Raw genomic sequence first — 15,491 nt, 5'->3', positions numbered from 1 at the left:
ATCCTTAAGCGTTTGTTGGTTATGTCTGTTTTAAATGTTGCGCCGCCTTCTTGGCGAAATAGGTCAAAATCCCATCGGAGCCGGCGCGCTTGATGCACATCAGCGACTCCATCATCACCGCGGTCTCATTCAACCAGCCCTGCTGGGCCGCCGCCATATGCATGGCGTATTCGCCGCTGACCTGATACACAAATGTCGGAACCTGAAACTCGGATTTGGCTCGGCGCACTATATCGAGGTAGGGCATACCAGGCTTGACCATGATCATGTCAGCGCCTTCGGCCAAATCCAGCGCGATTTCCTGCATGGCCTCATCGCTGTTGGCGGGGTCCATCTGATAGCTGTATTTATCGCTTTTCCCCAGATTGGCCGCCGAGCCGACCGCGTCGCGGAATGGCCCGTAATAAGCGGACGCATACTTCGCCGAATAGGCGAGTATCCTAGTATTAATATAGCTTTGTTTTTCCAGGGCGCCGCGTAACTCGCCAATGCGGCCGTCCATCATATCCGAGGGAGCTACAACATCCGCGCCTGCTTCAGCATGGGTGAGGCCTTGTTTGACAAGCACTTCCACCGTTTCGTCATTGAGCACATAACCTTTATCGTTAATCAGGCCATCTTGCCCATGGGTGGTGTATGGATCGAGGGCGACATCGGTAATCACACCCAACTCAGGAAAACGGCTTTTAAGCGCTCGTACTGCCGTCGGGACCAGCCCTTCGGGATTATAGGCCTCCGCCGCATTCTCGCTTTTGCCCGCCGCAGGAATCACAGGAAACAATGCAATAGCGGGAATCCCCAGTCCCACCAGTTCCTCCGCCTCACGCAGCAAGTCCTCGACATTGACCCGCTCAATTCCTGGCATAGAATCAATCTTCTGCGCCTTCTCATTACCGGGAAGAACGAACATCGGGTAAATCAAATCATCAACGGTAAGCGTGGTTTCGCGCATCAGTCGACGGGAAAAGCTATCGTAACGCATGCGTCTCATGCGCACAGCCGGATATTGACGGGGGGTAAATGCCACGTAATCGCCCTCTATGCTGTCAGAAAATTTATCGCATCATGATAAGCCTTTGTTTTCATGAGCGCCACGCCATTTCCTCACCTCAGAGAAGGGATTTCAGGCAAGATAAATTGAACTATTCTCCTCAGTACGAGGTCTATTTCATCACTGACTTTTTAACGCCCTTGGGTTTCGGAAATAAGACATGAAAGCAAAAAGACTTGGCCTGTTATTGCTGTTGGCGTTGCTGATCGGCGCATTTTTCCTGTTCGACCTCAACCGCTACTTCAGCCTTGAGTATTTTGCGGAGCAACGGGAGGCGATATCCGCCTACACCTCAGCCAACCCGTTCACCGCCGCCGCCATTTATTTTGTCGTCTATGTGGTGGTCACAGGCCTGTCTTTGCCGGCGGCGACCGTCTTAACGCTGGTTGGCGGCGCTGTTTTCGGCCTGTTCGAAGGGACTTTATTGGTGTCTTTCGCCAGCGTAATCGGCTCCACTGTCGCCTTTTTAGTTTCTCGTCTTTCCTTGCGCGACTGGGTGCAGGACAGATTCGGCGACTCACTGCAAGCTATTAACGCCGGCGTCGAGCGAGAGGGGGCAATGTACTTGTTTGGACTCCGCTTAGTGCCGCTATTTCCGTTTTTCGTCATTAATCTTGTGATGGGACTGACGCCAATTAAAACCCGTACTTTCTTCTGGGTCAGTCAGTTAGGCATGCTCCCCGGCACCATTGTGTACGTCAACGCAGGCACGCAACTCGGACAAGTGCAATCCGCTTCAGGCATTTTAACTCCAGGACTGATTGCCTCTTTCGTCTTGCTGGGAATATTTCCCTTTATCGCCCGACGCATCCTGGACGCGCTGAAAGCGCGTAAAGCCTTGGTGGGGGTGGATAAGCCGGCCCATTTTGATCGCAATCTGGTGGTTATTGGCGCGGGAGCCGCTGGGCTGGTGACGTCTTACATCGCCGCGGCGGTAAAGGCCAAAGTCACTCTTATCGAAAAGCACAAAATGGGCGGAGACTGCCTGAACACGGGATGCGTACCCAGCAAAGCGTTAATCCGGTCAGCAAAGATCGCCAATTATGTCGAACGCGCTGGCGAGTTTGGCGTCCAGACCAGTAATCCCAAGGTAGATTTCGCCGCCGTCATGGAGCGCGTGCAGTCCGTGATCAGACAGGTTGAGCCTCACGACTCCGTTCAGCGTTACACCGACCTGGGCGTTGAGTGTCTCGAAGGTGAGGCGACCATTCTCGACCCTTACCGGGTAAAGGTGAATGGGCAGGTTTTGACAACACGCAATATCGTCATCGCCACCGGCGCCCGCCCTTTTGTTCCGCCAATTCCTGGCCTGGATTCAGTGGAGTATTACACCTCCGATACAATCTGGAGTCTGCGCGACAAGCCAGAGCGTCTACTGATCATTGGGGGCGGCCCTATTGGCTGCGAGCTTACCCAGGCGTTTCAGCGCCTCGGCGTCAAGGTTACACAATTGGACATGTCCCCTCGACTGATGCCAAGAGAAGATGCGGATGTATCCGCAGTGGTGGAAGAGCGTTTTCGTAACGAGGGCGTTGACTTGCGCTTGGGCTATAGCGCTAAAGCATTCAAGCGAGACGCCTCTGGAAGCAGCTTGTTAATCTGTGAAAAAGACGGGGAAGAAATAGAGCTCGCCTTCGATAAAGTGCTGCTGGCGGTCGGGCGCAGAGCCAACACCAGCAATCTGGGGCTGGAAAAACTACAGCTCAACGTCAACAAAGATGGAACGCTACGAGTAAATGAGTACTTACAGACAGAAATACCGACTATCTATGCAGCGGGCGATGTCGCAGGTCCCTATCAATTTACGCACACTGCCGCCCATCAAGCCTGGTACGCAGCGGTAAACAGCCTGTTTGGCGTATTTCGAAAATTCAGAGCGGATTATCGGGTGATCCCCTGGGCGACTTTTACCGACCCCGAAGTGGCGCGCGTCGGACTGAATGAACAGGACGCTATCGCTCGCAATATTCCCTACGAAGTCACCCGTTATGGTATTGATGACTTGGACCGCGCTATTGCAGACAGTGAAGCCCATGGGTTTATAAAAGTATTGACCGTCCCCGGAAAAGACAAAATCCTTGGCGCCACTATCGTCGGTCACCATGCAGGTGAGTTGATAACTGAGTACATCACGGCGATGAAGCATGGCATTGGCCTGAACAAAATCCTGGGGGTTATCCACATCTACCCGACTTTGTCAGAAACCAATAAGTACGCCGCCGGCGAATGGAAGCGCGCGCACGCGCCGCAAAAAGCGTTGCAATGGCTGGAGAAATGGCACCGCTGGCGGCGCAAGAGCGAGACAGATATGAGCTCTGCGTTAGGGCGAAGTAATAACGAAGTTTAGTGAGGAGACAGCATGGGCGGCGCTCGGCGTACTGAGAAGGAGCCGCCCTCCCCTGACTCAGTTAGCGCGCCCATAAAGACTAGTTTCGAATGACCGTATGCTGTACGACACGACTTGCAGCAGGTTGAACAAACTCAGCATCCGCGGTGTAATCGCCGCCCGATAGTTGTGGCGCCAATCCAGCGCCGCCAAGAAAAAAAGCCGCCGCGAACAGAAAAGCCCCTGTCGCCAGACAACCTCCGCCCAGCACCCGCGACGCCCATATGCGACGACGCTGTCTGCGGTTGGTAAATAAAGCGCGCCAATGACATACATTGGTGGGCTCCTGAAGAAACACGCAGTTAAGCACGCGACGGCGTACATGGTGAACGCTGTCGGCGGCGGTTTCGTCCTGCTGACGCAGGTAAAGCACAATAATGAACAGGCAAATAGCCAACACCACCGAACCGAGCAGGATGTGAATAACATCCACCTGCTGTCCCAGCAACATGGCGCCACCGAGGATGCCTGCAACCAGCATGGTCATGGAGGCGATCATCAACGCCACCAGACGACCAATACGCGTGTGTTTGCGACGGGAACGGGAGAATGACAGTTGTACCTGGTCGCCAATCTGCAGACCGGCGATACACTTGTCGTCAAGAGAGGTGAAGCGAATTCTATCGCCTTGCCATTGATATTCGATAACAGGAAAGAAGCTGTAAGACGCTTTGCCAGGCTGCGCCATTTTTTTGCGCATACCGTAACCAGGCTCAAGTGACACGACACGTCCTTGAACGGCGTAAGCGCAGTGGAGAAACCGGGTGAACTCCCATATCAGGACCCACCCTGCAGTAATGAGCGTAAGGCCCATAAGCAGAATCAGGACGTCCATTGTGTTTTCCTTATTATTATCTTGTTTTCAACGCAATTTATTATTTGATGAGTGCACGCTGCGAAGGGAGAGTATAAAGAAGGAAAAATCTCACAGCAATAGCGTGACGCAGGTCTCAGGCAAGGAATTAAAGAAAAGCAAGGAGGGGAAATATTATTGACAATCAGAACAAAGACTTAACAGCAAAACCAGTAAGCGCCGAGTTACCCGTCCGACGCCTATCATGCATCGAAACGGGCCTCACAGCGCCATGCAATTTAGTCGTTATATTGGATTACTGCCATACTGCATATCCGGTTTTCGGGGCGGGTCCGCGCGCACATCGTTAGCAATGGTTTGCACCTGACCTCCGCGTTGCAGGAAGGCTTCAATATCGCTCTGTAACTGCTCCCGAATTTTGTTCTTTATCGCAAGCGACTGTGCCTCTGAATCCGCAGCCTGTTTAGCAGCCGCACCCTCATCATCAGAATCAGCCGCGCCGGAATCATAGGTTGGCTCCAGATCTTCAAAGTCGTCGTTTTCAATGTCGCTCATGGGGTTACCTCCAAAAGACAGAGTATGTGGTCGCTATCCTTTGTTGTTATGTCCTCTGGGAATTTTCAACCTATTTATAGTTGAGCGATGAGACTCTGCAAATGTTCTATGAGAAGAATTTTGTATCAAACTGTGATTTTCTGTAAGCATTGCCAGACAAGGGATTGAGGCCGCCATCCATAACGCAAAACCTCACATCCCAACTCAAATGAGCTGAATACAAAATATAGGGGGGATACCGTAGTCGGAGAGGAAAATGTAGTAATGCGGAGCTAAAGATCCAGCAAAGGAATCGGTTTACTGACGATATACCCTTGCACCCAATCCACGCCAATCTCACTCAGGGCTTCCAGCACTTCCACACTCTCCACGCACTCGGCGATCGTCGCCATACCCATGAAACGCCCTAATTCATTAATAGAGCGCACCATGGCGTAATTGGTCATGTTTTCGTGTATATCGCGGACGAACACGCCGTCAATCTTAAGAAAGTCCACGGGGAGACTTTGCAAGTAGGCGTAGGAAGAGAAGCCCGTACCGAAATCATCCAACGCGAATCGGCAGCCAGTGCGCTTCAGTTCACGGATAAAGTCAGCGGTGTAGTGCAGGCTGGCGACCGCGGCGGTTTCAGTGATTTCGAAACAAACTTTCTGTGCAGGAAAACCGCCCTTACGGAAGTGCCCCTCAAGAAACTCCAGGAAACCGTCGTCACTGAGCGAATGTCCTGACAGGTTAATGGTAAAACCACCCATGTTTTCCAGCTTGGCGGGATTGGCGCGCATCCAGGCCAGTACGTTATCCACCACCCAGCGATCAATATATATGGAGCGCTTATAGCGCTCTCCCGCCTCGATAAAAGCGGCTGGAGAAATCGGTTTGCCGTTCTGATCGTTCAGGCCCAGCAATATTTCATAGAAGTGCTCATCGCTGGATTTATCCATCGATTGAATACGCTGCGCGCGTAACCACAAATCGCAATCGTCTATCGCCTGATCTATCCGGGAAACCCAATGCAGGACTTCCTGTTGGAACACCTGATCGCGGTCTTCTTCCAGGAACAGTTTTACCCGGCTGCCGCCGGCGCGCTTGGCGGAGCGGCACGCCAGGCTGGCGTGATTCAATAAGGCGCTGGCGTCAGTACTGCCGCCATTAATCATGACGACGCCGACACTGAGAGCCGCGGAGAAATGCCCTTCCCCGGCTTCAAAGCGGTGCTTGGAAAACTGCTTGCAGACTCGCTCCGCCGCGTCCAACGCAACATCCTGACTTGCAGGAGAAACCAAAAGGGCGAACTCATTGCCGCCGATACGTCCCAACTTAAGCTCAATCCGCAACTCATCCAGCCAGCTATCGACCAGCAGGCTGAAGTCACGCAGCAGGCGATCGCCAATAGCGTTGCCATAGTTGCTGTTGATCGCGCCAAACTGATCAATATCGAAAACGATCAACGCCGCAGTTTCGTCGTTGTTTTTCACCCAGGTGGCGAGATACTGCAATTGCTTTTCGAATTCGTGCCGGTGCATACACCCGGTAAGCGGGTCGTGAACGGCCTGAATGGCCATCTTGTGGTAGAGGTCCTGGACAATTGAATAAAGGCTTTGGTCGACAAAAGGTACTTCTCCCTCTTGCACTCGCGCAAGCTGCCCCCGATCCAACTTTGTCACCAAATCGCTATAGTCCAAGTGCACCTCATGTAAACCCTGGGGGGTTAGAAAGACAAATTTATAAGCATCCTCCCCAACCCACACCAGACGCATGCGTTGAGTAGTATCCGCCTCGCACATTTCCACCCAATCCCCCACCTGCAACTGGTGCGCTCTTTCCTGCCAGCGTTCCGCCAGCTCAGAATCGCTCTCAGCGCCGATTTCATCGGCTTCCTCGGCAGTGGGGTAAGCGGCGACCAAAGTGTAAGTAACCGCCAAATCATCTGCAAATATGGCGCGTAACTTTTTGCAAACGGCGGAGGCCTTCTGGGGGTCCGGGCTGCTGGCCAGCTCTTTATCAATCAAATCCAGCATTGCGGGGCCTTCAAGCTCGCGCTCAAACGCCAGATCCTCGCTGTCGTTATCTTTACCAAGCCAGTCGTGTAACTGCTCAATAACGGCGAAGTAGTCAGCTACGCTGTCGCTATCGCCGCCTTCTTTCAGCAGCGCCAACACCATAAAGTTTTCCCATCCCGCCGCCAGCAACTCCAGCACAACGTCCGCCACCTGGGCGCCCGCTAATAAAGTGCTGATGCGTCGAGAGACCGCCTTACGCGCCCGCTTCAGGCGATCACGGCCCTCGCAGGTCTTGGCGATGCGTTCCGCGTTGCGAACGAAGGCGCGTTCCTGCCGCTCCACCAGTTGCTCCAGGCGGCTGGAAACCGACTCCAGCAACGCCGCATCCAAGCGGCCCGCGGAGAGTTCATCAATGACTTCATTGAGTACTTTTTCCAGGCTTTTGCTGGAAACCCGGTCAGCGGAGGCCAGAGCCATAAAGTGGTTGAGCACGCTCCGGGCGGGATGTCGGCTGTCATCCAGGAAAGTGCTGTCTTTCAGCAGCAAAAAAAGCAGCGGCATGCGCAGCTGGTTGATCAGCCCTTTAAGCTCAGTAGGCATATTGCGCGAAGACAGTGGCGCGAAAATACGGTCCACCAGATCAACGCGATCCCAAACCTCCTGAGAGTCGGAAGGCATATGCACACGCCCGCCTTCCGCCATGATTTCGACGACTTCCCGGATGGTTCCGTCCTGCTGCGCCAGAGAACCTAACAGCTCGCGCTGGTTTTGCTGCAGATCCTGCAAAAGCTGGGTTGCGCCATATTCGTAATCCGCGCCCGGCTCTGACACGCCCCGGGAAGGCGTATACCCTCCACGCTGCATTCTGACCAGACTGAGGATGCTGCCGCGAGGCGCGCGCATTCTGGGATGTAAAGGCGCAGAAGCGACGGGGGCGTCTTGAGAGAAATCCAAACTTTCCAGATCCGAAGCCGCGCCTTCGGTAATTTTTGGCTCCGGCGAGCGCTGTTTTGAGCGGCCTTCCGACCAGTTCGTGCGCATCTGATCCAAGGGCACGGCTTTGAGGCCATGGGACTTGAACATATCAATAAATTCGTCGGAAGAATCTCCCAACTCCCGCGTGAGCAAACGCTCAAACGCCAGATAAAGCACCGGCTTAGCTGGATCAGGCGTCTGCAGAGAGTTCACCGCGTAATGCAGGCACTGACAAAGCACCGCCGGTCCAATCGGGTTCCAGCGGTCATCAATATCCTTGCCTGATACCTGACTGATCATCTGGTTCAGCATGAACAGACGGGTGCGCTGTCGGTTCGCCACCGCCGTCGCCACCATTTGAACTTCCAGCCAGTCCTCAAACTGAGTCTTATCCACTAACTCCAGCTCGCTAGACGTCCACTCGCCCATAGGACGGGAGCCGAAGAGTAAATCCAGTTCCTGATGCCAATGCTCGATGAAATCTTTTTTGAATTTTTTGCGTCCCTGGGTAAACAGAACTTTCGCATCCCGGAACGCATTGATGTCGCGCAACACCGCGCTGGAGGCGATGCGGGTGTTCAACTCAGTTTCGATATTGGTGAAGAATGTTTCCAGCATATTGCCGATGAGACGTTCCGCCGCATTCTCGAACCATTCCTTCAACTTCTGTCGTTTGCTGCGGGTGGTATAGGAAGGCATGTTGGGCGCGCTTTGCCGGATCTTGAGCATCATTTCCACCAGCTGCGGCTGGGACTGCAGAAACTCAATCCCCACTTTACGCCCCTCCACCCTGCGGGTGTCGGCCAGCAACCGAAGATGATGCTCGCTACCGTTGTATTGGCAGAAAATATGCACTTCCACCCGGCAATCGGGCTTTTCCCTCAAATGATGGGCCAGTTTCTCCGAATCGATATCGGACAACAACATACCGCCAGCACAAATGTTGGCCACCCCGCAGGAAGCAGGGGTGAACCCTTTGGCCACGATAAGCGCCTCATGTTGCAGCGAATAACGGGGGTGTTGGCGTTTGTTGTTTTGCATCAAAACAATACGGGCGTCATATGAAGGTTCCCTTAAATCAGTTTAGTCATCGCCCACGATTCAGCAACCGCCAGCCCCTTGGGCCACCGAATTTACAGAAGTCGTTTATCACCGGACATTCCTGGGCGACGGATTTTCCGATGGAGCGTCAATCTGACGCCGCATGGGAAAATCCGTCGCGGCTTACTGCGGGGAACAACTCATCAGGGAAGGAAACCTCTTTTATATTTATTGAAACTTCGTAATACTTTCACGCACTTACTTTTCCCTTACTGCAACAGACCGCGTCAATCGCCCCATGGCTTACCGAGAAACAGAGAAAGTGCGGGCGCGCAAAGAAACCATCAAATTGCGCCTGTTCAAAGCCGCGGAAGAACTCATTTCCGAAGCCGGCTTCAAAGGAGCCTCGGTAGCGGCTATCGCCGCTCGCGCCGGCGTCGCCACAGGAACTGTGTACCGCTACTTCCCGGACAAATCCACGCTCTGCGCCGAAGTCTTTCGCCATGTCACCCAGCGCGAAGTGGATCAGGTCGCAGCCTCTCTCAACGCATCAGGCGACATTGATGTCCGTCTGCGTCTTGCTATCGCCACCTTCGCGCGCAGAGCCTTGCGCGGCAGACGTCTGGCCTATGCGCTCATTGCTGAACCCGTAGATCCGGTGTTGGACCAAGAACGTCTGAACTACCGCCAGGCTTACGCAGAACTCTTCAGCCAGACCATAGCGGAAGGCGTCAAGTCAGCGGCGCTACGTCCACAGAACCCGGAGGTCAGCGGCGCAGCGCTGGTTGGCGCGTTGGCGGAATCCCTGATCGGCCCCCTCGCCGAACAGATCAAGTCCTACGTCCCTGGCCTAAGCAGCGACATGCAACCGCCCATCACCGCGGACCACCCGATCGTCATGGATATTGCAGAATTCTGCATTAATGCAATCGGGCCTATTCCAAAGCACTGATAACAAAAACTCTCCGTCATGTATTAAACAATGTCCCCGGAGGGACGCAATGATCGCCTAAAACAAGCTGGAACGCTACTGGCGCAGGCCTGACAGGTCTGTCAGAATGCCATGGCTCCCAAGTAAGGTCCTGACGCGGATCAACAATTATTTATCGCAATCGATAGCATATTAATATCAACCAATTAGACTAGACCCCACCAAAAACGCTCATGGCTACTCAGAAAAAACCGATTCCGGCTCTCTATATCGGCGTAATTATGTTTGCGCTTGGTCTCTTGATCGCCACGCTACTGCACTCGGCCCGCTTCTCCCAAGGAGCCCTGTCAGCCCCAACGGCAGGCGATTCGTTGTTCACACTACAAGGTGAGGAATATACGCCTGAGCAACTGCCATATGCCGGGGCCGCCGCGTTGTTCGAGCTTGAGCAGCAAGTTTTTGAACGTAAGTCACAAATTCTGGAAAACGCTGCGCTTCAGGTGCATTTTCAAAACCTGGCGAAGGCGCGGAATGTTTCTAAAGAACAGATTCGTAATGAGCTGATTGAAATCAAACCTGTCACTGACGAAGAAGTTTCACAGTTTTTTGAAGCCAACAAACAGCAAATCCAGCGCCCCTTCTACGAAATCAAAGACGCAATCAAGGACGCCCTGCAGAAAGACCGTCTACAGCGCGCAGAACACGACCTCATCTCAAGCCTGAAGAAGCAGGGACAGCTTAGTTTGCATCTGGTTGAGCCCAACGCTCCCGTTGCGGATCTGCAACTGGAAGGCTATCCGGTCCGCGGCGCCGCCCAGGCTCCCGTCAGCATTGTAGAGTTTGCGGATTTTCGCTGTCCTCACTGCAAGCACGCCTCGCATACCTTACGAAAAATAATTGAAAAACAAAGCGATAGCGTACGCTGGACCATGGTGGACTTTCCCGTGACCGGAAAAACCTCCGTGTACCTGGCTCAGGCCGCTTACTGCGCCGGCAAACAGGATAAATACTGGGAGTTCCATGACGCCTTTTTTGACTATGAAGGAAAACTAAACGAGGCCTCCGTCGCTGGCGTCGCAGAAAAGCTTGGCCTTGACGGCGCTAAAATCGAAGAGTGCGCCTCCAGTGCAGAAGCCGTGCAGTTCGTGGAAAAAGAGCAAAATCAGGCGATGGCGCTGGGACTGCGCGGCACGCCCGCAATCTTCATTAATGGTCTCCCATTCCATGGAGATAACCTGGAAGCCGCATTGGAAGAAGCCGTCAATGCAGCCGTAGCGCGCTCCCGCGCAGGTTGAGGCAATAGCAAGATTATACGGGGCGCGTCATGCATGGTTTCGTCATCAGGTTAGAATTTCAGCTACAAGGATGCGCGTCGCTAAAAGAAAAACGTCAGCGCACCAGCGGCGTTCGCGAGAAACTGGGTCGACAGCCACACTTGGCGATTATCGAGTCCGGACAGGCAGACGCTTTGCAAACCGGCGAGTGGACTTTAGTTCTTCTGGCGCCTAACCGAGCGACAGCGGACAGACAGCTGTCGCAACTTGAGCAGACACTGGCGCAAAGTTTGGACGCGCGCATTACGCTTTTCGAACAAGAGCCATTGTAAGGCGACCGAGCCCCATATCGGTGGGCTCGACAAGGCGCCGATTGATGCAAAACAGCTGCTAACTGGTGTACTATCGGGCGACTGGCGCTTGTATTTGACAACCTCTATACTTGCGCGTCGGCTCGGTCCGCCCCCTGCGGCCAGACCTGAGCCCAGGAATATTGTTGCTGGACACGCGGGGGCGACTCCGCGCGTCCCGAAAGCGCCATTAAGCGGTAGCGGGGTCCTATGTCGAAGACCAAAAAAATCGCCAAAGCCAGTTTGGAAACCATGTATCGGGTGTTTACTATCCCCGAAGCGCCTAATTCCACACTGGGTCGAATCGACCAGAAAATCTCACAGAATCTGGCCGGATTCCTACAGGATCACATTGTGGCGGTGGAAAAAGATCTCAGCGAAATGGAGAAAGACTTCGCCGAGTCCCGCATTCCGGAAGAGCCCGTGTTCGTCTCCGAGCAGACTCAGTTCCTACTGGATAAGCTCGTTTCCCAGTCCGTTCATACAGCCTCACCCAGTTTTATCGGCCATATGACGTCAGCGCTGCCCTATTTCATGCTGCCGCTGTCGAAAATCATGATCGCGCTGAACCAGAATCTGGTGAAAACGGAGACCTCCAAGGCGTTTACGCCGTTAGAGCGCCAGGTCATTGGAATGATGCATCGGCTTGTCTATGACAGAGACGACGCTTATTACCAAGAGTGGATGCACAATAGCAGCGCGGCGCTGGGCAGCATGTGCTCAGGCGGCACGGTGGCCAATATCACCGCGCTCTGGGTGGCGAGGAACCTGTGCTTTCCTGCTGACTCCGTCTTTAAAGGCGTACGTCGCGAAGGCATGTTCAAGGCCCTGAAGCACTACGGTTATGAAGGCGCGGCGGTGCTGGTCTCCAAGCGGGGCCACTATTCTCTCAGTAAGTCCGCCGACCTGCTTGGTCTGGGCAGCGACAATATCATCGCCATCCCGACCGGCTCCAATAACAAAATCGACCTGCAAGCCTTGCGCGCCACGTGCGAAGAACTGCGGGACGCCAAAGTGCGCATTATCAGTCTGGTAGGCATCGCTGGCACAACGGAAACCGGCAACATTGATCCGCTGGAGGAAATGGCCGCCATCGCCAAAGAGTTCAACACTTACTTTCATGTTGACGCAGCCTGGGGCGGGCCCACTTTATTCTCCAATAATTACAGGCATTTGCTGAAAGGCATAGAGCTAGCGGACTCCGTCACTATGGACGCCCATAAACAGCTTTACGTGCCAATGGGCGCAGGGTTGGTCGTGTTCAAGAACCCGTCCACCAGCAACGCCATAGAGCATCACGCCCAGTACATCATTCGTCAGGGGTCTCGCGACCTCGGCAGTAAAACACTGGAAGGTTCGCGACCTGGTATGGCCATGCTCATACAGTCCGGCTTAAAAATCATTGGCCGCACCGGTTACGAGATTCTGATCGACCTCGGCATCGAAAAAGCCAAAGCCTTCGCGTCAATGATCAATGAGGCCGACGACTTCGAACTCATCAGTGAGCCAGAACTCAACATTCTCACCTATCGATATTGTCCCGCCTGGGTGAGGCAGGCCCTGGAGTTCGCCGATGACGAGCGCCAGCAGGCCATTAACGACTGTCTGAGCCGAATCACCAAAGGCATTCAGAAAACCCAGCGGGCGCGGGGCAAAGCATTCGTGTCCCGGACGCGGCTCAATCCCGCCGCTTATGATGGGCAGGCCTGCGTCGTCTTCAGGGTTGTGCTGGCGAATCCGCTGACGACAGCGGAAATTCTGCAGGATATTCTTGAGGAGCAGCGGGCTATCGCCGCGGAAGATCTTCTTACTGATCGCATGGATGAACTACGTAATCTCTGCGCAATTTCAACGGCCAAAGCAGCGGCGTCCTGAGACGCCGCATTCCTGTAAAACGGTAAAACAGCGCAAAATTCGATCAACATCATTGCACCCATCAATAATTCAGTGCACATTAAGGGCTTCCCGGCAGTATCACTATGGGAGAAGCTTATGCGTCTGGATTACCGTTCCCCTCTTGCTGACGACGCCAAATTCTGCGCCCTCTCGGGCAATGACCGGCAACGGGTAGAGTTATTTATCAAAGATACAGGCGACGCCACTTATACCCTGATCGCACTGGCGGGGCCGGAAAGCAAGCCCGCAGTGAAGGTGAAACTGCAAGGCCCCTATCACAGCTTCATGCAAGCCCACGCCGCGATGAATGCAATAGCGGGGTCACTGCTGAACATCAATTTTGACCTCCTGGAGAACGCCATCAGCATCTGGGGCCTGCAAGCACAGGCGCAAGTACGCAAGCTGCGCCAGGAGCGTAAGCAAAACATGGGCGACTACCGATTCAATCCTGACGACGTCTATTTTTAACCGCGCCCTGACACGGCGACTAGCAACCCCTGCTGCCCGGCGCAGGCGCATCTGGCGGCGACGGGTTTTGACATGTTTTTACATTAGCCACACACAAAAAGAAGATATTCCTGCTAAGATAACGACCATATCAACGCTTTTTCCGTCGTAGAAATCACCAGCGCGTCACAGTAAAACTGAACGCCGCTCACCTTATTATCCTGGCGCCGCTTTTGCCGGGATACATCCTGTTACACAGTCGTTGTTATTATTCGCCGCGTAAGTGTCTATACTAGCCGTTCCGGCCAGTTCGTGGACGCCCCCTTGCGGGATCATCCAGGTCTTGTTTGGAGTATCGTGGAAGGCTCTCACGCCCTCTTCGACTTTCCAGCAAAGGACGCCTTCCAGGTTTGGTAAGGCCCACTTAAATCGTATGGAGGCGGCCTCGTCTACCGGCAACACCCTAGATAACCAGAAAAACTACGGAGCGTGAATCACATGGAATGGAACATTGATTCAAAACTCAATATAGCTCGTCATATAAGTGGTTTCGAAATGGCATTTGAACTACGGAACGGGGAAATTGTGGAGCTGAGGCCTATCCAGGTACCCAAGCACCTGTCGCCGGTTCAAGTATGCCAACTTATACGCGAGTCTAAATCCGCCATTGAAAGTACTGCAAGGACAGAAGACCGAGGCCATTATTATGGCGGCAGGTCAGCCCCGGCCCACACGCCGAAGGTTGTTGTGAAAAGGAAAAGAACGTTAGTGCTGAACAACGAAACCAATTAGGTTTTCGTGATCAGCGCCCCTTTTACGCCTGCTCTAACACTGGCAGCAGTATCCGCCAGTTGCAGGCGAAGTCAGGGCTAACGCAATATTCCGCTTTCATGGCGGCTTTCCCTCCCGGCTTATTGATAATATTTCTTCCAGGTGATCGAACGCTCCGATTCTATCGACGTTTAGCCATTTGGCCCTGTCGTTTCCGCCCCTGAGTTAATACAATACCGTTTCGTATTTGAGCGCCACTCAGGAATACAGAGTGATCAAAAGATCGCATTTGAGTCCCTTCTTTATAATCGCGCTCCAATATAAAAGCGTCCGCGCGTATCCTGTCGCGGCGCAGAGTGAAAAGCCGCCAGTTTATGCTTTTCCTCAAGACAGCATCTACTATAAGGAAGACCATTCCATGAAATGCACAAGCTGTAACTCAGGCGCACTAAAGCCCGGTTTCCTCGAAGACTTACTGGCCTGCCATATCTGCGATAACTGCGGCGGAACCCTGATTTATCTGCAGGATTACCTTCGCTGGTTAAACTCGGAGCATTCTTTAAGCGAAGCGGACTTTGATCTCGCAGTTAATGCGGAAGATTCCAAAAAAGCGCTGCTCTGCCCTAAAACCGGCCGCCTGATGCTGAAATATCGTATTTCAAAAAATACTGATCACCGACTCGACCTCAGTCCGGAAATTCTCGCCATGTGGCTGGATAAAGGCGAATGGGATTTGCTGAAGCGGGAAGGACTCGCCACCAAATTGAATGCGATTTTCACCGATCCCTGGCAGCGCAAGATTCGCGAGAGCAAAGCCCGGGATGTCTTCGAAGCGTTATATGAAGAAGAGTTCGGCAAAGAGGAATACGCCAGACTGCGGGAGATTCGCGAGTGGCTGGACAAACAGTCCAAACAGAAATCAATGATCGCCTATCTACTGGCTAAAGATCCCTACTCCGCCAACCGGTAATACAAAAAAGCGGGCTTAACGCCCGCTTTT

11 protein-coding genes are annotated in these 15,491 nt (G+C 53.4%); 7 read left to right on the top strand and 4 right to left on the bottom strand.

The features are described 5' to 3' along the window. Positions 1-19 precede the first annotated feature (19 nt). Entirely contained in the window at positions 20-1,027 is a 1,008-nt protein-coding gene (hemB, locus tag EUZ85_RS06720; protein WP_127968573.1) for a porphobilinogen synthase, read from the bottom strand. 184 nt (positions 1,028-1,211) lie between these two features. Between hemB and EUZ85_RS06715 the strand changes: the two genes are divergently transcribed. Then, positions 1,212-3,398 carry an FAD-dependent oxidoreductase gene (locus tag EUZ85_RS06715; RefSeq protein WP_127968572.1) on the top strand — a complete coding sequence of 729 codons (2,187 nt, stop codon included), beginning with the start codon at positions 1,212-1,214 and terminating at the stop codon, positions 3,396-3,398. 79 nt (positions 3,399-3,477) lie between these two features. Here the strand turns inward: EUZ85_RS06715 and EUZ85_RS06710 are convergent, their stop codons facing one another. The 3 genes from EUZ85_RS06710 to EUZ85_RS06700 all read right to left on the bottom strand — a co-directional run bounded on the left by EUZ85_RS06710 (position 3,478) and on the right by EUZ85_RS06700 (position 8,822). Beyond that, a complete protein-coding gene (locus tag EUZ85_RS06710) occupies positions 3,478-4,272 on the bottom strand; it encodes a DUF3592 domain-containing protein (protein WP_127968571.1) in 795 nt (264 codons plus the stop codon). 264 nt (positions 4,273-4,536) lie between these two features. Further along, complete coding sequence (locus EUZ85_RS06705) at positions 4,537-4,806, bottom strand: hypothetical protein (RefSeq protein WP_127968570.1); 270 nt, start codon at positions 4,804-4,806, stop codon at positions 4,537-4,539. 272 nt (positions 4,807-5,078) lie between these two features. Next, a complete protein-coding gene (locus tag EUZ85_RS06700; RefSeq protein ID WP_127968569.1) occupies positions 5,079-8,822 on the bottom strand; it encodes a DUF1631 family protein in 3,744 nt (1,247 codons plus the stop codon). A 298-nt stretch (positions 8,823-9,120) separates the two neighbouring features. Between EUZ85_RS06700 and EUZ85_RS06695 the strand changes: the two genes are divergently transcribed. From EUZ85_RS06695 to EUZ85_RS06670, 6 genes are all read left to right on the top strand, one after another. Next, positions 9,121-9,774: a TetR/AcrR family transcriptional regulator gene (locus tag EUZ85_RS06695; RefSeq protein WP_127968568.1), complete on the top strand. Its 654-nt coding sequence runs from the start codon at positions 9,121-9,123 to the stop codon at positions 9,772-9,774. Positions 9,775-9,986: 212 nt separating this feature from the next. Beyond that, complete coding sequence (locus EUZ85_RS06690; RefSeq protein ID WP_127968567.1) at positions 9,987-11,048, top strand: thioredoxin domain-containing protein; 1,062 nt, start codon at positions 9,987-9,989, stop codon at positions 11,046-11,048. A 29-nt stretch (positions 11,049-11,077) separates the two neighbouring features. Next, complete coding sequence (locus tag EUZ85_RS06685) at positions 11,078-11,359, top strand: DUF503 domain-containing protein (protein WP_127968566.1); 282 nt, start codon at positions 11,078-11,080, stop codon at positions 11,357-11,359. A gap of 228 nt (positions 11,360-11,587) precedes the next feature. Next, the gene (panP, locus tag EUZ85_RS06680; RefSeq protein ID WP_127968565.1) at positions 11,588-13,252 is read left to right on the top strand and encodes a pyridoxal-dependent aspartate 1-decarboxylase PanP; all 1,665 of its coding nucleotides are present in this window, start codon (positions 11,588-11,590) and stop codon (positions 13,250-13,252) included. A gap of 117 nt (positions 13,253-13,369) precedes the next feature. Then, the gene (locus EUZ85_RS06675) at positions 13,370-13,741 is read left to right on the top strand and encodes a hypothetical protein (RefSeq protein WP_127968564.1); all 372 of its coding nucleotides are present in this window, start codon (positions 13,370-13,372) and stop codon (positions 13,739-13,741) included. 1,168 nt (positions 13,742-14,909) lie between these two features. Beyond that, the gene (locus EUZ85_RS06670) at positions 14,910-15,461 is read left to right on the top strand and encodes a zf-TFIIB domain-containing protein (protein ID WP_127968563.1); all 552 of its coding nucleotides are present in this window, start codon (positions 14,910-14,912) and stop codon (positions 15,459-15,461) included. Positions 15,462-15,491: the final 30 nt, after the last annotated feature.

The organism is Hahella sp. KA22 (genome assembly GCF_004135205.1).
Lineage (GTDB): Bacteria > Pseudomonadota > Gammaproteobacteria > Pseudomonadales > Oleiphilaceae > Hahella.
Note: the sequence above shows the minus strand (reverse complement) of the source record. Positions and strands in the feature narration are given on the sequence as shown.

Coding starts and splice junctions, on each gene's coding strand:
- EUZ85_RS06715 (WP_127968572.1), top strand. CDS start 1,212: ATGAAAGCAAAAAGACTTGGCCTGTTATTGCTGTTGGCGTTGCTGATC.
- EUZ85_RS06710 (WP_127968571.1), bottom strand. CDS start 4,272: ATGGACGTCCTGATTCTGCTTATGGGCCTTACGCTCATTACTGCAGGG.
- EUZ85_RS06705 (WP_127968570.1), bottom strand. CDS start 4,806: ATGAGCGACATTGAAAACGACGACTTTGAAGATCTGGAGCCAACCTAT.
- EUZ85_RS06700 (WP_127968569.1), bottom strand. CDS start 8,822: ATGCAAAACAACAAACGCCAACACCCCCGTTATTCGCTGCAACATGAG.
- EUZ85_RS06695 (WP_127968568.1), top strand. CDS start 9,121: ATGGCTTACCGAGAAACAGAGAAAGTGCGGGCGCGCAAAGAAACCATC.
- EUZ85_RS06690 (WP_127968567.1), top strand. CDS start 9,987: ATGGCTACTCAGAAAAAACCGATTCCGGCTCTCTATATCGGCGTAATT.
- EUZ85_RS06685 (WP_127968566.1), top strand. CDS start 11,078: ATGCATGGTTTCGTCATCAGGTTAGAATTTCAGCTACAAGGATGCGCG.
- panP (WP_127968565.1), top strand. CDS start 11,588: ATGTCGAAGACCAAAAAAATCGCCAAAGCCAGTTTGGAAACCATGTAT.
- EUZ85_RS06675 (WP_127968564.1), top strand. CDS start 13,370: ATGCGTCTGGATTACCGTTCCCCTCTTGCTGACGACGCCAAATTCTGC.
- EUZ85_RS06670 (WP_127968563.1), top strand. CDS start 14,910: ATGAAATGCACAAGCTGTAACTCAGGCGCACTAAAGCCCGGTTTCCTC.